Source organism: Klebsiella sp. WOUb02, from assembly GCF_050058015.1.
GTDB lineage: Bacteria > Pseudomonadota > Gammaproteobacteria > Enterobacterales > Enterobacteriaceae > Klebsiella.
On record NZ_CP170104.1, the window covers coordinates 38,968 to 57,974 of the forward strand.

Here is a 19,007-nt window from a genome sequence, read left to right on the forward strand (position 1 = left end):
CGGCCCGGAGCTGTCCCGCCGGGCTGTTCTGCCCCGCCTCTCCGGGGCAGAAGCTGACGCCAGCTGCCAGTTCAGCAAAATTTATATGAAACGCCGAGCCGGTGCGCAAATCCTTTGTGCGCCGGCGAAGCGTTGCCGCCACCGGCGGAATGTTTTTCCTCAACGATACACCCTGATTCGATTTCTCTCCTGCCGTGTTCAGCCTGAACCGGTGTGCCTCTGTGGTTAACGGACGGATGATTGCCATGAGTTTCAACGCCAAAGATATGACGCAGGGCGGTCAGATAGCCAATATGCGCTTTCGCATGTTCGGCCAGATTGCCAACATCATGTTTTATATTCTGTTTATTGCTTTCTGGGTGCTCTGCGGCCTGCTGCTGATGTACCGCCTCAGCTGGCAGACCTTTATCAACGGCTGCGTGTACTGGTGGTGTACCACGCTCGCGCCAATGCGCGATTTGATCCGCTCCCAGCCGGTCTACACCATCCGCTACTATGGCCACACGCTGGAATACACGTCAGAGCAAATCCTGACCGACAAATACACCATCTGGTGCGCGGAGCAGGTCTGGACCAGCTTTGTGTTCGCCGCCGGGGTGTCGCTGGTTGTCTGTGTGGTGGCGTTTTTTGTCGCCAGCTGGGTGCTGGGCCGTCAGGGGAAACAGCAGAGCGAGGACGAAAACACCGGCGGACGCCAGCTGTCGGAGAAACCGAAGGAAGTGGCCCGGCAGATGAAGCGCGACGGCATGGCCTCTGACATTAAAATCGGCGATCTGCCCATCCTGCGCAACTCCGAGATCCAGAACTTCTGTCTGCACGGCACGGTCGGCTCCGGTAAATCGGAGGTGATGCGCCGTCTGCTGAACTACGTCCGCGCGCGCGGCGATATGGCCATTATTTACGACCGCTCCTGCGAGTTCGTCAAAAGCTATTACGATCCGGCCAGCGATAAAATTCTCAACCCGCTGGACGCCCGCTGTGCCGCGTGGGACTTATGGCGTGAGTGCCTGACGCTGCCGGACTTCGATAACGTCGCCAACACCCTCATCCCGATGGGCACCAAAGAAGATCCGTTCTGGCAGGGCTCCGGGCGTACCATTTTCGCCGAAGGGGCGTATCTGATGCGGGAAGACAAGGACCGCAGCTATGAGAAGCTGGTCGACACCATGCTTTCCATCAAAATCGACAAGCTGCGCGCCTACCTGAAAGACACCCCGGCGGCGAATCTGGTCGAGGAGAAAATCGAGAAAACGGCCATTTCCATCCGCGCCGTGCTGACCAACTACGTCAAGGCCATCCGCTATCTGCAGGGCATCGAGAAGCACGGCGAGCCGTTCACCATCCGCGACTGGATGCGCGGCGTCCGGGAGGACCGGCCCAACGGCTGGCTGTTTATCTCCTCGAATGCCGACACGCATGCCTCTCTGAAACCGGTGATCTCGATGTGGCTCAGCATCGCCATTCGCGGTCTGCTGGCGATGGGCGAGAACCGCAACCGGCGGGTGTGGATTTTCGCCGACGAACTGCCGACGCTGCACAAGCTGCCCGATCTGGTCGAGATTTTGCCGGAAGCGCGTAAGTTTGGCGGCTGCTATGTGTTCGGTATTCAGTCCTATGCCCAGCTGGAAGACATTTACGGCGTCAAGCCCGCCGCCACGCTGTTTGACGTCATGAACACCCGCGCGTTCTTCCGCTCGCCGAGTAAGGAGATCGCCGAATTTGCCGCCGGAGAAATCGGCGAAAAAGAAATCCTCAAGGCCAGCGAGCAGTACTCCTACGGGGCTGATCCGGTGCGTGACGGGGTTTCCACCGGTAAGGAAAAAGAGCGTGAAACGCTGGTCAGCTATTCCGATGTGCAGACGCTGCCTGACCTCTCCTGCTATGTGACCCTGCCGGGACCGTATCCGGCGGTGAAACTGGCGCTGAAATACAAACCGCGCCCGAAAATTGCCGAGGGCTTTATTGCCCGCAAGCGGGACACGCGGGTGGAGGCGAAACTCACGGCGCAGCTGCAGGTCAGGGAAGCGGAAAGCAGTCTGGCCCGCATGCTGTTCACCCCGGATGATCCGGTGCCGGCTGACGGCGGCGTTGATAACGCTGGCGCTGCCGCTGCCGGCAGCACACCACCTGCCGCAGCACACACTGCACCCCGGTCGCCGGCACCGCAGTCTGTACAGGCTGCGCCGGCCCCGGTCAGTGAGGTCAGACCCGCCGCAACCGCAGCGGCAGCGTCGACGGCGGCGGTCGTGGCGGCAGCAGCGGGCGGAGTGGAGAAAGAGCTGCCGGCGCAGGAGCCGGACGTTGCGGTCCTGCCGCCGGGCGTCAGCGAGACCGGTGAGATCACCGACCGGGACGCGTATGACGCATGGCAGGCGCAGGAGCAGGAGCCGACGCAGCAGGCGATGCAGCGCCGGGAGGAGGTGAACATCAACCACGCCCACCGCGAACCGGATGGCATTGAGATTGGGGGGAACTTTTAATGCTCAGCTTCAGTCGGGTTAAGTCTGCAGACAGCGGCGGGAATTACTACACGGACAAGGATAATTATTACGTGCTCGGCAGTCTGGATGAGCGCTGGCAGGGGAAGGGGGCGCAGGCGCTGGGGCTGGAGGGGCGTGTCGATAAACAGATTTTCACGGACCTGCTCAAGGGGAAGCTGCCGGACGGCAGCGACCTCTCCAGAATGCAGGATGGCGTGAACCGGCATCGTCCGGGGTATGACCTGACCTTTTCAGCGCCCAAAAGTGTCTCCATGCTCGCCATGCTCGGGGGCGACCGTCGCCTCATTGATGCCCATAACCGGGCGGTGACGGTGGCGCTGGAACAGGTGGAGACGCTGGCTTCCACCCGCGTGCAGCGCGAGGGCGTGTCAGAGACGGTGCTGACCGGCAACCTGATAATTGCCCGCTTTAACCACGACACGTCCCGGGCGCAGGAGCCGCAGCTGCACACGCACAGCGTGGTGATTAACGCGACACGCAACGGCGAAAAATGGCAGACATTAAGCAGTGACACCGCCGGAAAAACGGGGTTTTCGGAAAGCGTTCTGGCCAGCCGCATCGCTTTCGGGAAAATGTATCAGCAGGCCCTGAAGGCGGATGTGGAAGCGCTGGGTTATGAGACGGAAGTGACCGGGAAGCACGGTATGTGGGAGATGAAGGGGGTGCCGGTGGAGGCCTTCTCGTCCCGCAGTCAGGCTATCCGCGACGCGGCCGGCCCTGATGCGTCGCTGAAGTCGCGGGATGTGGCCGCCCTCGACACCCGCCGGTCAAAGGAAAAGACCGACCCCGCAGCGAAGATGGTGGAGTGGCTGAGTACCCTGAAGGAGACCGGTTTTGATATCCGGGGTTACCGCGAGGCGGCTGACGCCCGGGCGACGATGAAGGCCGGAGAGCCGGCGTCTTCGCCGGAAACCGACCGGCCCGATATCCGCGCGGTGGTGACGGACGCCATCGCCGGCCTGAGTGACCGCAAGGTGCAGTTCACCTATGCCGACCTGCTGGCCCGCACGGTGAGCCAGGCTGGAGGCTAAACCCGGGGTGTTTGCCGTGGCGCGGGAAGGCATTGATGCGGCGATTGAGCGTCAGCAGCTTATTCCGCTGGACCGGGAAAAGGGGCTCTTCACCTCCGCCATTCATGTGCTGGACGAGCTGTCGGTGAAGGCGCTGGGGCAGGAGGTGATGCGCCGGAATTATGTGGCGGTGAACCCGGACAAAAGTGTGCCGCGCACCGCGCCTTACAGCGACGCGGTCAGCGTGCTGGCGCAGGACCGGCCGGCGATGGGGATTGTGTCCGGTCAGGGTGGCGCGGCGGGGCAGCGCGAACGGGTGGCTGAGCTGGCGATGATGGCCCGCGAGCAGGGGCGGGATGTGCATATTGTCGCCGCCGACAACCGCTCGCGGGAGCATCTGTCGGGTGATGCGCGTCTGGCGGGCGAAGCCATCACCGGCAGGGCATCGCTGCATGACGGCACCGCCTTTGTGCCCGGCGGGACGCTGATTGTCGACCAGGCGGAGAAGCTGAGCCTGAAGGAGACGATATCGCTGCTTGACGGGGCGATGCGGCATAACGTCCAGTCTGCTGCTGTCGGACAGCGGCAAGCGGACCGGCACCGGCAGCGCGCTGACGGTGCTGAAAGAGAGCGGGGTGAACAGCTACCGCTGGCAGGGCGGGAAGCAGACCACCGCCGACATCATCCCGGAAGCCGACCGTCAGCAGCGCTATGCGCGTCTGGCGCAGGATTTTGCCGTCAGCGTGCGGGACGGGCAGGAGAGCGTGGTGCAGGTCAGCGGCGCACGCGAGCAGGGGGTGCTGAACGGCCTTGTCCGCGACACGCTGAAGCGCGAGGGGGTGCTGGGCGCGCAGGAGACGGCCTTCACCACCCTGACGCCGGTGTGGCTCGACAGTAAAAGCCGCCATGTGCGGGATTATTACCGCGAGGGGATGGTGATGGAGCGGTGGGACCCGCAAACCCGGCAGCACGACCGCTATGTGATTGACCGCGTGGCGGCCGGCAGTAACGCGCTGGCCCTGCGCGATGCGAACGGGGACAGTCTCACCCTGAAGGTCTCCGCCGTGGACAGCCAGTGGGCGCTGTTCCGGACGCAGACGCTGCCGGTGGCGGAAGGAGAACGGCTGGCCGTGCTCGGCAAAATTCCGGAGACGCGACTGAAGGGCGGGGAGCAGGTCACGGTGGTGAGCGCGGAGGCCGGCAGGCTTACCGTGCAGCGGCCGGGGCAGAAAACCACGCAGACGCTGCAGGGCGGGGAGTCGGTGTTCACCGCCCTGAAACTCACTCACGGCTGGGTCGAAAGCCCCGGGCGTTCGGTGAGTGAGACGGCGACGGTGTTCGCCTCCCTGTCACAGCGGGAGCTGGACAACACCACCCTCAGCCAGCTGGCGCAGAGCGGGCGGCATGTGCATCTCTATTCGGCGCAGGACGCGGCGCGCACGGAGGAGAAACTGGCGCGGCACAGCGCGTTCAGCCGGGTGACGGAGCAGGTGAAAGCCCGTGCGGGGGAGGCGGACCTCGATACCGCCCTCGCGCAGCAGCGGGACCGGCTGCACACGCCGGTGCAGCAGGCGGTGCATCTGGCCGTGCCGCTGCTGGAGAGCGACGGCCTGACCTTCACCCGCCCGCAGGCTGCTGGCCGCCGTGCAGGAGACCGGTCAGGGGCAGGTGTCGCTGACGGACGCGGCGCGTGAGATTCAGGCGCAGATTGAGGCCGGCAGCCTGCTGCATGTGCCGGTGGCCCCGGGACAGGGAACCGACCTGCTGATTTCCCGGCGCACATGGGATGCGGAAAAGAGCGTGCTGACGACCGTGCTGGAAGGGAAGGAGGCGGTCACGCCTTTGACAGCGAGCGTGCCGGCTGAGCTGATGGCCGACCTCACGGCCGGGCAGCAGGCCGCCACCCGGATGATACTGGAGACCCCGGACCGCTTCACGCTGGTTCAGGGCTATGCCGGGGTGGGGAAAACCACGCAGTTCCGGGCGGTGATGGCGGCCGTCAGCCTGCTGCCGGAGGCGACCCGACCCCGGGTGACCGGCCTCGGGCCGACCCACCGCGCGGTGGGCGAGATGCAGGCCGCCGGGGTGGAGGCGCAGACGCTCTCTGCCTTCCTCCATGACACGCAGCGCCTGCAGCGTGACGGTCAGACCCCGGATTTCAGCCATACCCTGTTCCTGCTCGATGAGAGTTCGATGTCGGGACTCGCCGACACGGCGAAAGCCCTGAGCCTGATTGCTGCCGGCGGCGGCCGGGCGGTGCTGAGCGGCGATGCGGACCAGCTGCAGGCCATCGCACCGGGCCAGCCGTTCCGGCTGATGCAGCAGCGCAGTGCGGCTGATATGGCCATCATGAAGGAAATCGTGCGTCAGGTGCCGGCCCTGCGCCCGGCGGTGTACAGCCTCATTGACCGGGATATCCACGGGGCGCTGACCACGATTGAGCAGGTCTCGCCGGTTCAGGTGCCGCGACGCGACGGGGCATGGGTGCCGGAGGGCTCCGTGGTGGAATTCGGCGCGGAAAAAGAGAAAGCGATACAGACGGCATCGGATAAGGGGCAGTTGCTGCCTGACGGCAAACCGGTCTCGCTCTATGACGCCATCGTGAAGGACTACACCGGACGCACCCCGGAAGCGCAGGACCGGACGCTGATTGTCACCCACCTGAATGCCGACCGCCGGGCGCTGAACAGCCTTATCCACGATGAGCGGCAGCGTAACGGTGAGACGGGCAGGGAGTCGGTCACCCTGCCGGTACTGGTCACGGCCAACATCCGCGACGGGGAGCTGCGCAAAACCGCCACATGGGCGGCCCATAAGGATGCGGTGGCGCTGCTGGATAACGTGTATCACCGGGTGGTGGCCGTCGATAAGGAAAACCAGCTTGTCACCCTGCGGGACGGCGAGGGGGGTCAGCGGCTGCTCTCGCCGCGTGAGGCCTCTGCGGAGGGTGTCACCCTGTACCGGGAGGAGACCATCACGGTTTCAGCGGGGGACCGGATGCGCTTCAGCAAAAGCGACGCGGAGCGCGGGTATGTGGCCAACAGCGTGTGGGCGGTGAAATCGGTGTCAGGTGACAGTGTCACTCTGTCGGACGGGCGCAGCACCCGCACGCTCAGCCCCGCTAAGGACAATGCCCAGCGGCATATCGACCTGGCCTATGCTGTCACTGCCCACGGCGCGCAGGGGGCCAGCGAGCCGTTTGCCATCGCGCTGGAGGGGGTGGAGCAGGGAAGAAAACAGATGGTGGGCTTTGAGTCGGCGTATGTGGCGCTCTCGCGGATGAAACAGCATGTGCAGGTGTACACCGACAGCCGGGAGGGCTGGACCACCGCCGTGACAAACTCAACACCGCAGGCCACCGCCCATGACATTCTGGCTCCGCGTAATGACCGGGCGGTGAGGGTGGCGGAGCAGCTGCTGCGTGAGGCCCGGCCGCTGGCCGACACCGCTGCCGGACGCGCCGCGCTACAGCAGGCCGGTCTGGCACAGGGCAGCCCGACCGGGAAGTTTATCGCGCCCGGTAAAAAGTACCCGCAGCCGCATGTGGCGCTGCCGGCGTTTGATAAAAACGGCAAGGCGGCCGGGGTGTGGCTGAGTCCGCTCACCCGCGCGGACGGCCAGCTGCAGGGTATCGGCAGTGAGGGGCGCATGCTGGGTAACGACGAGGCGCGCTTTGTGGCGCTGCAGGGCAGCCGCAACGGCGAAAGCCTGCTGGCGGACGGGATGCAGGACGGCGTCAGGGTGGCCCGCGACCATCCGGACAGTGGGGTGGTGGTGCGGCTTTCCGGCGAGGACCGGCCGTGGAACCCCGGCAGCCTCACCGGCGGGCGGGTGTGGGCTGACCACACCGCACAGCCTCCGGCGGGGGCCACAGGTGAGCTGCCGCTGCCGGCGGAGGTGCTGGCGCAGCGGGCGGCGGAAGAGGCACAGCGGCAGGCAACGGAGAAGCAGGCGGCGCAGACCGCGAAGGAGATGGCCGGTGAAGGACGCACAACAGATGAGCAGGCCGGGACAATCCGGGAGGTTATCGGCGACGTGGTCCGGGGGCTGGACGGTCAGAAGACACCGGACAGAAACATCCCCCTCCCGGATGACCCGCTCACCCGCCGGCAGGAGACGGCGGTGCAGCAGGTGGCCTCAGAGCACCTTCAGCGCGAGCGGCTGCAGCAGACGGAGCGGGAGATGGTGCGTGACCTGCAGCGGGAGAAAACCCTCGGGGGCGACTGACGCGCCTGCGGCCTGTCAGCAGCGGCCGTCTCCCCGGCGGTCAGCCGGGCACCCCGCCGCCGCGCGGATATCAACACACAGCAGAAGGACTGATTCGGTGAGAACAAAAACGCAGACTACGTGGATGATGGCGGCCGACCGGCGGCTGCAGCAGATACTGACCCCGACACCGGGGCAGACTGACATGATAAAAACGGTGGCACTGGTGCTGATGGTCATCGACCATGCCGGCCTGCTGCTGGTCGGAGATAATGAGGTGATGCGCCTGCTGGGGCGGGGATGTTTTCCGCTGTTCGGTCTGGTGTGGGGGATGAATCTGGCCCGGCACGGCGACATCCGGCAGTCGCAGCTGAACAGTCTGTGGTGGTGGGCGGTGGTGGCGCAGGGGCCGTTTCTGCTGCTGGGATTTCCGTGGTGGCAGGGGAATATCCTGTTCGCCTTTGCGGTGACCGGTCAGGCGATACGCTGGTTCAGCCTGCGCACGCGCAACGACATGCTGCTGGCGGTGGCACTGGTGGTGGCATGGCTGCCGCTGTCGGCGGCGAGCTACGGCATTGCCGGGGTGTTCATGCTGATAAACAGCTGGCGGGTGTGCCGGGCGGAGAACACCACGGAGCGGGTGGGCTACGCCGTTCTGTGGGCGGTGATGGTGCTGCTGATGAATGCCGGGGATGCGCTGCAGTCCGTGGGCGGACTGGCCATCGCGGTGCTGGCGCTGGCGGTGTGTACGGACACCGGAAAGGCGCTTAAACGCTTCTGGCCTCGTCACTTCTTTACCGCGTTCTATGCCGGGCATCTGGCGCTGCTGGGGGGGCTGGCGACGCTGGGATAAAAAAGCCCGGTCAGAGACCGGGGCAACAACAAACCGTCTGGAAGCAGTGACTTTTAAAATTGTTGTGGAGTGCGGCTCCATCATCATCGGGGAGGTCAGAAAAATGAAATAATGAAGCCGCTCGCGTATTATATGCTCACCGGAACTGAACAAAAAATGACCTGAATCTATATGAGTGAAGAAAAACGCCCTGTTCTGAGTCTGAAACGCAAACCGGCAGCGGAGACCCCCGCATCGCCGGAGCCTGACGTCGCGCGCGTGGTGCACCGCAAAAAGGTCGTCACGGTGACCACGCCGCCGGCATGGAAGGTGAAAAAAGCGCAGCTGGCGAAGGCAAAGGCCGCTGCCCTGCCGGCCACGCCGGCACCGGTCGCCGCAGAGACGGTGAAAGCACCGCCCCCGGTGCGTTACCTGACACTGTTACCCGTTGAACAGGCCATCACCACCCTGAAAGCGTTCTGGCCGCAGCTGTTTGAGGGCGACAGGCCACATCTGCTGGCAACGGGGACGCGGGAGGCGCTGTTTGCGGATATCGAACATCAGGCTCTGCCGCTGTCGCACAAGCAGGTCCTTATCTGCCTGAAGAGTCTCACCCGCGCGGATGTGTATCTGTCGCGGATGCGGACCGGGGCGGTGCGGGTGGATATCCACGGCAAGGTGGTCGCCACGGTCACGGCGGAGGAAGAGGCCTATGCCCGGGGGCGGATGGCGAAGCAGGCGCAGCAGCAGGCCCGCCGGGCAGGCGACAGGCCAGCAGAACTCTGACCGGGGATGGCACAAAGGTGTCAGTGATTTTTACCCGCAATTTTCAGTAGTGCGGCGGCACAAATAATGGCAGCCAGAATGCCGGTCAGCAGTGCCATGACCGGCCCGCCGTAAGAGCAGAAGAGCGCATCGCTACAGGCAAGGGTGTACTGGTAATAAAACAGCCCCACACCTGCGCCGATGGCGGCGGACAGAACCAGAAAAAAAATGATGTAAGCCCCTCTGTAACGCTTTTTTGTGTTCATAGCCTTCTCCGGAGTTATCACCGACACAAACACCACCGAACGCCCGCTGTCGTCTGACGCCTGGCACGGGTTCTGCCTGCGGGTGTGGCGGTAAAGAAAAACATCTTCCCGTATTAACCCGGCAGGTTGCTGATATTGCCTGTGACCTCAGCTGGCCGGTTATCTTCGCGTTAACAAACTGACTGTCAGATAAGGATAATGATGAAACTGAAAAACGTTTTGTGCTTTGCTGCTGTTACGGCGCTCGCGCCCGCTATTGCTGCCCCGGCAACTCCGTCAGTGCCCTTCACCGCCGCACAGGAACAGCGTATCGGTGAGGTGGCAGCGGAATATCTGCGCACGCACCCGGATATCCTCATCGAAATGAGTGAGACCCTGCGGGCAAGGGAGGAGGAAAAACAGACCGCCGCTCTGAAAACCGCCGCACTGGCGCAGCAGAAGCGGATAACGGATAACCCCGGTATCCCGGTCACCGGCCCGCAGACGGCCACGGTGATGGCGGTGGTGTTCTTCGACTATCAGTGCATCTGGTGCAGCCGGCTGGCCCCGGAGCTGGAGAAGGTGATGCAGGCCAACACCGATGTGCGTTATCACTTTATGGAGTGGCCGGTCTTCGGCAGTCGCTGGCCGGTTTCGTTACTGGCAGCCAAAACCGGTCTGCTGGTCTGGAAGGAAAAGGGGCCGGAGGCATACCTGGCATACCATAACGGTATTTATGCGACCGGATTAATTGAAGGCAGGCTGACCAATGAGACAGTCACGAAAACATCAGGTGATATTCAGTTCAGACAGAACACCATTGATGAAATAAATACCACTCTTAAAAATATTAATGACATCGCCACGGTGACGGGCTTCACCGGTACGCCGGGTATTATTGTGATGCCGGTGAAGGGCGCTACGGAAGAAAATATCACGGTGTTTTCTGGGATGGCGGAGTCGGAAAATATTCAGGCCGCAATAAATAAAGCGCGTCACTAACATCTCTTTTTTAATCTGTCTTATTCAAGGGCTGAATTTATGTTCAGCTATTTTATTTTGCGCACTGAGCAGCAGTTATTCTGTTATTTAATGGATAAAAACATGGAAAAGATACTAATGATGGCAGGTAGTACCGTTGTTATGCTGAGTCTCCTTGGGTTTCTGGTTTTACTTCTGAAGGGACGATTAGTAACGAAGACATCTCCGGTCCTGATGTCACTGAAAGCCCTGGGTATTCGCCCCTCAGAGGCTGAGCAGCGATTGTGTCGTCAGCGGGTCTGGGTGAGAAATGACACGCTGATGACACCACGGGAACAACATTTTTACCGGGCATTGCTGAGGCATACCAGCCAGAAGCGCTGGCTGCTGTGTCCGCACGTCCGGGTGGCGGACATCGCCACGCTCGCTCCCCACATCCGTCCACGTTCCCGGATCTGGTGGCAACTCTTCCGGATGGCATCTCAGTGGCACTGCGATGTGGTCATTGTTGATATCCGCAGCTTCGCTATCGTCGGAGCGATTGAACTTGATGATGCCTCACACCTGAAAAAACAGCGTATCCGGCGCGATATCCTGCTGGAAGAGGTTCTGAGGCAGGCGGGTATCCCGCTGCTGCGCGACCGGGACTCAGAGAAGCTGGTCAGGAGAGTCGGGGAGTTTCTGAAATACCGTGAAGCTGAGACCGACGAAATATCCGCTACCGGTATGGATTCAACGACAGAGCATACTGAACAAAAGGAGGAAGAAAAATGATTATTGCCGCCGACGTAAAAGTGATGAACAGAGATACAGGACACATCCTGCGCTGGCACGCAGCGGCTGCGAAAAATCAGCAGAATTCAACTACTGGCTGAGAACCCACAGACTGCAGTGCTTCATGATGACGATGCGGGATGAGCCGCCTGAAGTCTTCGCCGCCGGATTGACTGATGAAGCCCCGGATTCCTGTGGCTGGCCGGATGATGATGGCTGGTTCCTCGGCTCTGTCCTCGCTACCGGCGACGGAGCTGTCTGCTACTGTCTTCGTCAGACCACAAAAATCTGACGCCTCCGCATGGCGTCGTTGTCCAACCCCGGGAACGGGGAAAAGCCAGTTTCCCCGTCCCGGCGTTTCTTAAAAACAGTGAAGGAAATACTGTGAAAATAAATCGTACTTTCCTCAGATGGTGTTTGCCCGGGCTGGTCAGCCTGAGCCTGTGCGCACCCGTACTGGCCGTTTATGCTGCGAGCATCGAGACCGGGTTTTCCCCGGAAGGAACTGGCCTGCAGCTGGTTCTGAAAACCATTATGACCGCACAACTGGACATCCGGCTGATGGGCTATTCCTTCACCTCCCCGGAGGTGGTCCGGGCGCTGGTACAGGCGCACCGGCGCGGCGTCGACGTGAAAGTAGTGCTGGATGACAAGGGCAACCGCAACAGAAGCGGTCAGGCGGCGATGAACACGCTGGTGAATGCCGGTATCCCGGTGAGAACCAACAGCCGTTACGCCATCCTGCACGACAAGGTGCTGATTGTGGACGGTCGGACGGTGGAGACCGGCAGCATGAATTTCACCCGCTCCGGGGCGACCCGCAACTCAGAGAACGTGCTGGTCATCCGCGACATGCCGGCGCTGGCGCAGCAGTATCTGGCGCACTGGCAGTCACGATGGGACAGCGGCACCGCGTGGACATCCGCGTACTGAGGTGACGCTGTCCAGTTATCCCCCCCTTCTCCTTTTCAGTGTGAGTCCTGCGCCAACAGGGTTCACATTTCCGGTTAAAGTTAAGTCGCTGATTTGTGGAATCTGTAGTATTCTCTGCACAACGATCCTTGTCTGAATCATGAGGAGGCAGAGATGTCGCAGACTGAAAATGCAGGAACTTCCTCATCAAATCCAAAGCGGTCTTATCGAAAGGGTCATCCGTTGAGTTCTTCTGAGCGGCAACAAAATTTTGTTGCCCGTAAGCGTAAAACGCATAAAGAAATCAAGATTCTTGTACCGAATGAACTGAAAATTAGATTTCAAGAAATGTGTGCGGAGAGTGGTCTCAGTCAGGCGGAGTTGTTCAGTCGTTTAATGGAAAATGTTAAGTAATACGGTTGTTATGGGCTGACAATCTTGCTTGTCTTAGGCTGTGGTGCTAGATTACGGATAGTTGAAAAATTCATGGCGGGCCACGCCGTAAGGTGGCAGGGAACTGAGGCGGTTAAATTACCCGGCTTCAGAAAAGCAAAAACCCCGATAATCTTTCTTTGTTTGGCGACGAGAAGATTAACGGGGCCTACTTAAACTGTACAGAAGCTGTTGCTCTGTACGGGGAGTATAGTTTCATGCTCAGAAAACTGCAATACCTTCTGTGCTCACTCCTTCTGCGCAACATAAGCGCAGGATGGTGTGACTGACCCGCAGACCCCGTTCACTCACTACCGGCAGGTGCGTAACCCGCATCCGGCGTTCACGCCGGGCGAGGATAAAAAGACCCTGCCGTTCTGTCGCAAGCTGATGGAAAAAGCCGCCGGCTTCACCTCCCGTTTCGCGTTCCCGATGCATGTGGCGTTCATGCGCTCGCTGGGCAAACGCCACCGGCTGCCGCCGGTGCTGCGCCGCCGGGCGATTGACGCGCTGCTGCAGGGGATGTGCTTCCATTACGATCCGCTGGCCAACCGCGTGCAGCGTTCGGTGACCAACCTCGCCATTGAGTGCGGGCTGGCCACGGAGTCGCAGCGCGGCAACCTGTCGGTGACCCGGGCGACCCGGGCGCTGAAGTTTATGGCGGAGCTGGGGCTCATCACCTATGACACCGAGTATGATCCGCAGACCGGCTGCAATATCCCGACCGACATCACCTTCACCCCGGCGCTGTTTTCGGCGCTGGACGTGTCTGACGTGGCGGTGGCGGCGGCGAGACGCAGCCGGGTGGAGTGGGAGAACCGGCTGCGCGAGAGGCAGCACCTGCCCCGGCTCGAAACGGATGAGCTGATAGCGAAGGCGTGGCGCTTTGTGCGCGAGCGCTTCCGGGCCTACCAGCGGGAGCGCAAAGCCCACGGCCAGCGGCGGGCCACCGCCCGCCGGGACGCAGAGCGCAGCCGCCGGGATATCGACACCCTCGTGAAACGCCAGCTGACGCGGGACATCGCCGAAGGGCGGTTCACCGGCACGCTGGACGCCGTGAAGCGCGAGCAGGCGCGGCGGGTGAAGGAGCGCATGCTGCTGTCGCGCGGGAACAATTACACCCGGCTGGCGACCGTCCCGATATAACCCGAACCCTGACATCATCCGGCTGACGCCGGAGGCGTTCGCACGTCCGCACCCTGCCGGTGCGCATTTTTCACCCGTATCACAGCCAAAACCATCCTGTTTTCCCCCTTTCCGCGCTCACCATCCCCCCTGAACGGTCCCTTTCCGGCATCATTTTCCCGTCGCGGACGGTTATCCACGACTAAGTGCAAGGGAACTTTCCGTAAGGTTCAACGCGACCCCGTTATTAAGCGCCAGCCGCTCAGGTTTTAAGGTGCGTGGTTTCTTTTAAACCCCTGCTCAGAACCTCCTGTAAAAGACCTTTAATAACTTCATATAAAAATAAAACCTGTTCATCGCCTGCCCTGTGGACAGACGACAGAAAGGCCTGACCGGTGCAGCGGACTCCCGTCCGCGCGGTCAGAAAATCAAAAGTTCCTCCCGTCGCCCTGCGACGGGCATCGGGCCTCTGCTGCAATTAGTTACAGCATTCAAATGAACCAGCCACAAAACCGGCGCAGACCGGCACCCCCGTGCCCCTCCCCGCCACTGAACAGCGCCGCCTCCCCCGGCCCGCAGGGCCGGGAAAAGCATCGCTTTCAATGACGGATGTTGTAACTAGTGGTTTTGGGGTGGCTGTGAGAGGTGCTGCTTTACGTTATGAGGTACACGCCCGTAAGCGGCCCTGACGGCCCGCTAACGCGGAGATACGCCCCGGCAGCGGCTTCGCCTTGCCGGGACCACTCCGACGGCGCACAGCCACTTCTGTGCGGTTTTAAGCGGGTCTGGCTGTTCAGGGTGAAGGGTTGTATCGGGGAAACCTTTCAGACCGGGCCGGCTGACGCCGGGCTGCGGCGGACAGACGCCGGTGCTGACCGTGGCAATGGAGTGCCGCCTTTTATGCGCGGTCGCGCATGAAAAACAGGGATATTTCCTGTTGTATATCATCAGGATAAGGTATAATTCAGGCGGGTAATCTTTCTGCATGAGGGCTGTATGCCGGAGAAAACATCATCCGCTGACACCGTGGTCGCTACGCATGAAACAACGAAACCCGGGCTCAGCAAAAAGCAGCGCCGGACTTACCGCCGGTGGGGGCTGGTCCGTCAGGTCGCCGCCCTGTTCCCTCTGCTGTGGCCGGAATTCAGAAACGGGCAGTTCCGTCCCCTGAAAAGCGGTATCAGCGCGGACGTCCGCGCATGGATTGCCGCGAACCCGCAGGCCGGGCTCAGCGAGGAGGAATGGAAGCAGGCGGTGCGCTTTGTGGTCAGCCGGCTGGCGTACCTGCGCACCGTCACCGAAGGGACAGCCCGTGTGGACCTCAGCGGCGAACCCGCCGGCACGGTCACCGCCTCCGAGGAACAGCATTCCCGACGCAGGATGGCCGCCATCCGCGCCCGGTTTACGCCGAAATCCCCGCAATCCTGAAAGGAGTCCCCGTTTCACCGTGACACAGACTGAAAAAACCGGCCATCTGGCATGGTGCGCCCTCGTCGCGCTGGGTTTCGCCCGGCGCGACGGCACCCTGACATCCCCCGCGCAGGAAAACCTGTTTCTTACCCGCTGGCTGGCCACCGCCCTGAAGCAGCGGCGCTTTTCCCGTGCCGTCACTCCCGATATCGAATGGCTGCTGAAGCAGGGACGCCTGCACGGCGTGCGGGCCAGGCTGCCCGGGAAGCTGGATTACCTGTGGCGCTCCTGCACCGGCGAACTCACGGAGCAGAATGACCTGTTCCGCCTGACCTGTGCGCTGGAAACGGCGAAGGAGATGCAGTGGCACTACCGGCTGCTCAGCGACCGGGAGTGGTCAGGCCGTCATGCGGTGGTGCTGAGTGAGGCGGTGAACGGGGTGTATCTGTCGCGCACGAATCTGGATGCGGCCTTTGATGAAGACGGTAACCAGACCGGCCCGCTGATGGCGCGCATCACCGGAAGAAGCGAAGGGATGGTGGAACTGCTGACCACGTTCGGCTGGCAGGCGGAAGTGGAAGGTGAAGCCCTGTCCCGGCAGTACCGGCTGACTGCCGGGCAGGAAAAAGGGTAAGACAAAACTCAGTGGCGCAGCTGCGACAGGTCGTCTTCCGACAGGCCTGTCATTTTCATCACCGTGCTGCGGTCCAGCCCGTTATCCAGCATCGTGCGGGCCACATCGAGTCGGGCTTCAAGTTTGCCTTTTTCGATACCGCGCTGCTCGCCCAGCTGAATGCCTTCCTGACGGCCGCGTTCAAGGCCCTTCTCAATGCCCTTCTGCTCAAGCTGCTGTGCAATTGTCATCAGTGTGTCCCCGTGCTGCGGCACCCGCTGTGCCAGTTGACGAACAAAGGCTTCGGCGTCGTCGGTCTCGCCGGCCTGTACCAGATAGTTTATCAGAGATATCAGCTGCTGTCCCGTGAGATGTCCGGTCAGCAGAACGGTGGCCAGCCGGTCGAGCAGGCCGGCCAGGTCGCGCCGGTGAATGTGTTTCTGCAGCAGCGTCAGGGCGGCCATGCTGCGGTGGGTCATGATGTCGTCGTCCGGAATGACGGTGACGTCAACCAGCGGAAAGGGGCCGGCATACAGCTGCCCGGCCAGTGCCGGGTCGTCAAACTCATCCAGCCAGCGGGTGGAGTACGGGTACGGGCTGCGTTTCCCGGTGTAGAACAGCACCGGGATGACCAGCGGTAGCTTTTTATGCCCCGCATCCAGATGGCGCTGCATCGCAGCCACGGCATAGCGCAGCAGGCGGAAGGCCATGTGTTTGTCCGGCGAGCTCTGGTGCTCAATGAGGACGTGAATGTAGCCGTCGCCGGCGGTGGTCTTCAGGCTCCAGAGGACATCGCTGTAATAGGCCCGCAGGCTCTCCTCGACAAAGCTGCCGGATTCGAGTTTCAGGGTGCTGAGGTCGCAGACGGCGCGCAGTCCGGCCGGGAGGTGAAGGGCGATGAAGTCCCGGGCGGTGTCGGGGTTTGTCAGGAAGGCCTTGAAGGCCGCATCATGCGGCACCGGGGTGGATTTTTTCATGGTTTTTTACTGGTTAAACTGGATTGGCATTGTTTATGGGGTCAGTTTGGATATCGAAAATTATTGTACGTTAAGGTTAAAAATTGACCATCACAAGAATCTTAAAAACAAATTAACTTATTGTTATTTATTGATTAAATACTTTCAGTTGGTGCAGGCTGTCAACAGTGTTTTCATGTGAGTAACGTGCCGGTGTCGTACCTGTGTGCTGACGGAAAAAAGAGATGAATGCACTGTCGCTCACAAACTCAAGCTGTTGTGCCACCAGGCTCAGCTGCCATCCGTCAGAAAGCATTTCCATTGCTTTCAGCAGCCTCCACTGCTGCCTCCAGTCTCTGATAATTCATTCCCGTATCTCTGATGAATAACCGGCTTATCGTGCGCTCACATGCACCGACCTCCCGGGTAACCTGTCCCAGTCGTGGGGGCAATTCGCCCGTACGCACCCTGTCCAGCCATAAGTTCAGGCGCGCGTCTGAAGGAAACCGTAACGTCCAGTTTTCGCGGCGGGCGGTCTGTATTTCTTCACTAAAAACGGTAATAAGGCTGGCCTGCTGCTCTTCAGACATTGCCCATGGCCAGAATGCCATCCGTTCTATGACTTCGAAAAAGAGAGGATTAACTTCCACAATCTGTAGTGGCAGGGCAGATAACGGCAACGTGGCTGAAAAGTACAGTGAGCGATAGGCCATCACCCCGCGCATGATGGCACGATGAACCGTGCCCGCCGGAAGCCAGGCGGCGCGACGGGGCGGTAGCAGACACAGGGTATTCTCCAGTTCAATCGTGATGCTTCCCGCCGCTGAAAAAAGCAGCTGATGGCGCTGATGGCGGTGCCGCCCTGAGTCGTGTACGCCCATATCGGATGCTATGCCGATTACAGGTGCATCAAAACTGTCCGGTTCAAAAGCATCATCGGGTTTAATTTTCACTGAATGTCCGTTATTTGATAAATATAGTCCATATTATGGTAATGAGACAGCGCCGTTTCAGCAATAATAACACCTCAATTTCGTGTATCTCAGGATGTCGCCATGAATAAGTTTAACCAGCCTCCCTTGTGGCTGCTGACCCTGCTGATTATGTTTCCGCAACTGGTGGAAACCATATACAGCCCGGCGCTGCCGGACATAGCCCGCTCTTTTCGGGTAAGCAGTGAGCAGGCCGCTCAGACGCTTTCCGTCTATTTTGTCGCCTTTGCCGTCGGCGTGGTTGTCTGGGGCTGGCTGAGCGACTGCATCGGGCGGCGTCCGGCCATGATGGCCGGACTCCTCTGCTACGGAACTGGCTCTGCAATGGCGATTGTTGCCACCGATTTCAGTATCCTGCTGCTGGCCCGCATGGTGGCCGCCACGGGCGCAGCGGCCGGGTCTGTTGTGGTGCAGACCATGCTGAGGGACAGCTATGACTCAACCGCGCTGGCCCGCGTCTTTTCCGTTATGGGAGCTGCTCTGGCCGTGAGTCCGGTTTTCGGCCTAGTAAGCGGCGGCTGGCTGGTCAGCCTCTACGGACATACCGGCGTGTTTACTGCGCTGGTAGTGCTGGCGATTGTACTGCTGGCACTGACAGCAGTTGTTCTGCCGGAAACGCGGCCGGAGAATACGTCCGGCCCCCGCTTTGCAAGACTGGCCTCACGCATGGTTCGGGACGGGGCGCTCCGAAAAAATGCCATGCTGGTTGCCCTGCTGAACACCATGCTGTTCAGCTACTACAGCCTGGCGCCGTTTCTTTTCGGGCAGGCTGGGCTGGAGCGACAGGGCGTTCGGGTGGACGGGGGGCTTACTGGCGCTTGCGTCACTGTCGGGCAGCCTCCTGAACCGGAAGCTGCTGACCTCCGGCCTGTCGCCGGAGAAGCTGGTACGTTGTGCCTGTACTCTGGCGCTGCTGTCCGGTGTTGCGGCCTGGTGGTTACAGCACTCTGCGTGGATACTTGTACCGGTGGCCGGGGTGGTGGTTGCCTATGGCATTGCGATACCCAACGTGCTGAGTCAGGCCCTGCGCCATTATCGCGAGCAGGCCGGCGCGGCCGGGGCTCTGTTCGGATTAAGCTACTATCTGCTGCTGGGCAGCATGCTGGGGCTTACCGGCATGGTACAACAACTGGGACTGGTCCTGACCGTCTGTGCGCTGACAGCCTGGCTGTACAGCCTGTCACACCGCTGAACTACTGGTGACATTATTCCCCGGGAACCTGTAATGATATGGGTTCCCGCAACGGTGGTGG

Annotated in this window: 13 protein-coding genes and 4 pseudogenes; 14 read left to right on the forward strand and 3 right to left on the reverse strand. The window is 61.1% G+C overall.

The window, feature by feature from the left end; genetic code table 11:
• Positions 1-245: 245 nt before the first annotated feature.
• From traD to ABOC21_RS00415, 4 genes and pseudogenes are all read left to right on the forward strand, one after another.
• The gene (gene traD, locus ABOC21_RS00400; protein ID WP_426811769.1) at positions 246-2,480 is read left to right on the forward strand and encodes a type IV conjugative transfer system coupling protein TraD; all 2,235 of its coding nucleotides are present in this window, start codon (positions 246-248) and stop codon (positions 2,478-2,480) included.
• Positions 2,480-7,738 (forward strand): annotated as a pseudogene (gene traI, locus ABOC21_RS00405) (conjugative transfer relaxase/helicase TraI). The gene traD and the pseudogene traI overlap by 1 nt, the downstream one beginning before the upstream one ends.
• A 124-nt stretch (positions 7,739-7,862) precedes the next feature.
• A complete protein-coding gene (gene traX / locus ABOC21_RS00410; protein ID WP_426811831.1) occupies positions 7,863-8,570 on the forward strand; it encodes a type-F conjugative transfer system pilin acetylase TraX in 708 nt (235 codons plus the stop codon).
• A gap of 171 nt (positions 8,571-8,741) precedes the next feature.
• A complete protein-coding gene (locus tag ABOC21_RS00415; protein ID WP_426811770.1) occupies positions 8,742-9,335 on the forward strand; it encodes a fertility inhibition protein FinO in 594 nt (197 codons plus the stop codon).
• A gap of 20 nt (positions 9,336-9,355) precedes the next feature.
• On the opposite strand, the gene ABOC21_RS00420 is transcribed toward ABOC21_RS00415, so the two are convergent.
• Positions 9,356-9,580: a hypothetical protein gene (locus tag ABOC21_RS00420; RefSeq protein ID WP_426811771.1), complete on the reverse strand. Its 225-nt coding sequence runs from the start codon at positions 9,578-9,580 to the stop codon at positions 9,356-9,358.
• A gap of 198 nt (positions 9,581-9,778) precedes the next feature.
• On the opposite strand from ABOC21_RS00420, the gene ABOC21_RS00425 reads away from it, so the two are divergent.
• From ABOC21_RS00425 to ABOC21_RS00465, 9 genes and pseudogenes are all read left to right on the forward strand, one after another.
• Positions 9,779-10,561 carry a DsbA family protein gene (locus ABOC21_RS00425; protein WP_426811772.1) on the forward strand — a complete coding sequence of 261 codons (783 nt, stop codon included), beginning with the start codon at positions 9,779-9,781 and terminating at the stop codon, positions 10,559-10,561.
• 102 nt (positions 10,562-10,663) lie between these two features.
• Positions 10,664-11,314, forward strand: a complete 651-nt coding sequence (locus ABOC21_RS00430; protein WP_426811832.1) for a DUF2726 domain-containing protein — start codon at positions 10,664-10,666, stop codon at positions 11,312-11,314.
• Positions 11,311-11,606, forward strand: a pseudogene (locus tag ABOC21_RS00435) (hypothetical protein). The gene ABOC21_RS00430 and the pseudogene ABOC21_RS00435 overlap by 4 nt, the downstream one beginning before the upstream one ends.
• A 98-nt stretch (positions 11,607-11,704) precedes the next feature.
• The gene (locus ABOC21_RS00440) at positions 11,705-12,247 is read left to right on the forward strand and encodes a phospholipase D family protein (RefSeq protein WP_426811833.1); all 543 of its coding nucleotides are present in this window, start codon (positions 11,705-11,707) and stop codon (positions 12,245-12,247) included.
• A 153-nt stretch (positions 12,248-12,400) separates the two neighbouring features.
• A complete protein-coding gene (gene repA, locus ABOC21_RS00445) occupies positions 12,401-12,640 on the forward strand; it encodes a replication regulatory protein RepA (RefSeq protein ID WP_426811773.1) in 240 nt (79 codons plus the stop codon).
• 236 nt (positions 12,641-12,876) lie between these two features.
• The gene (gene tap, locus ABOC21_RS00450) at positions 12,877-12,948 is read left to right on the forward strand and encodes a RepA leader peptide Tap (RefSeq protein WP_342122744.1); all 72 of its coding nucleotides are present in this window, start codon (positions 12,877-12,879) and stop codon (positions 12,946-12,948) included.
• Positions 12,941-13,804, forward strand: coding sequence for an incFII family plasmid replication initiator RepA (gene repA / locus ABOC21_RS00455; RefSeq protein ID WP_426811774.1), 864 nt, complete (start codon positions 12,941-12,943; stop codon positions 13,802-13,804). Before tap ends, repA (ABOC21_RS00455) begins: the two co-directional genes overlap by 8 nt.
• A gap of 975 nt (positions 13,805-14,779) precedes the next feature.
• On the forward strand, positions 14,780-15,211 hold the full coding sequence (locus ABOC21_RS00460) for a ProQ/FINO family protein (protein WP_426811775.1): 432 nt from the start codon (positions 14,780-14,782) through the stop codon (positions 15,209-15,211).
• Positions 15,212-15,230: 19 nt separating this feature from the next.
• A complete protein-coding gene (locus ABOC21_RS00465; protein ID WP_426811776.1) occupies positions 15,231-15,827 on the forward strand; it encodes a DUF2913 family protein in 597 nt (198 codons plus the stop codon).
• 8 nt (positions 15,828-15,835) lie between these two features.
• Here the strand turns inward: ABOC21_RS00465 and ABOC21_RS00470 are convergent, their stop codons facing one another.
• A complete protein-coding gene (locus ABOC21_RS00470; protein ID WP_426811777.1) occupies positions 15,836-16,783 on the reverse strand; it encodes an Rpn family recombination-promoting nuclease/putative transposase in 948 nt (315 codons plus the stop codon).
• A gap of 127 nt (positions 16,784-16,910) precedes the next feature.
• Positions 16,911-17,715, reverse strand: a pseudogene (locus ABOC21_RS00475) (AraC family transcriptional regulator).
• A 102-nt stretch (positions 17,716-17,817) separates the two neighbouring features.
• On the opposite strand from ABOC21_RS00475, the pseudogene ABOC21_RS00480 reads away from it, so the two are divergent.
• A pseudogene (locus tag ABOC21_RS00480) lies at positions 17,818-18,946 on the forward strand (multidrug effflux MFS transporter).
• Positions 18,947-19,007: the final 61 nt, after the last annotated feature.

Bases quoted from the DNA above. Each gene is read 5' to 3' on its own strand.
- traD (WP_426811769.1), top strand. From the start codon at position 246: ATGAGTTTCAACGCCAAAGATATGACGCAGGGCGGTCAGATAGCCAAT.
- traX (WP_426811831.1), top strand. From the start codon at position 7,863: ATGATGGCGGCCGACCGGCGGCTGCAGCAGATACTGACCCCGACACCG.
- ABOC21_RS00415 (WP_426811770.1), top strand. From the start codon at position 8,742: ATGAGTGAAGAAAAACGCCCTGTTCTGAGTCTGAAACGCAAACCGGCA.
- ABOC21_RS00420 (WP_426811771.1), bottom strand. From the start codon at position 9,580: ATGAACACAAAAAAGCGTTACAGAGGGGCTTACATCATTTTTTTTCTG.
- ABOC21_RS00425 (WP_426811772.1), top strand. From the start codon at position 9,779: ATGATGAAACTGAAAAACGTTTTGTGCTTTGCTGCTGTTACGGCGCTC.
- ABOC21_RS00430 (WP_426811832.1), top strand. From the start codon at position 10,664: ATGGAAAAGATACTAATGATGGCAGGTAGTACCGTTGTTATGCTGAGT.
- repA (WP_426811773.1), top strand. From the start codon at position 12,401: ATGTCGCAGACTGAAAATGCAGGAACTTCCTCATCAAATCCAAAGCGG.
- ABOC21_RS00460 (WP_426811775.1), top strand. From the start codon at position 14,780: ATGCCGGAGAAAACATCATCCGCTGACACCGTGGTCGCTACGCATGAA.
- ABOC21_RS00470 (WP_426811777.1), bottom strand. From the start codon at position 16,783: ATGAAAAAATCCACCCCGGTGCCGCATGATGCGGCCTTCAAGGCCTTC.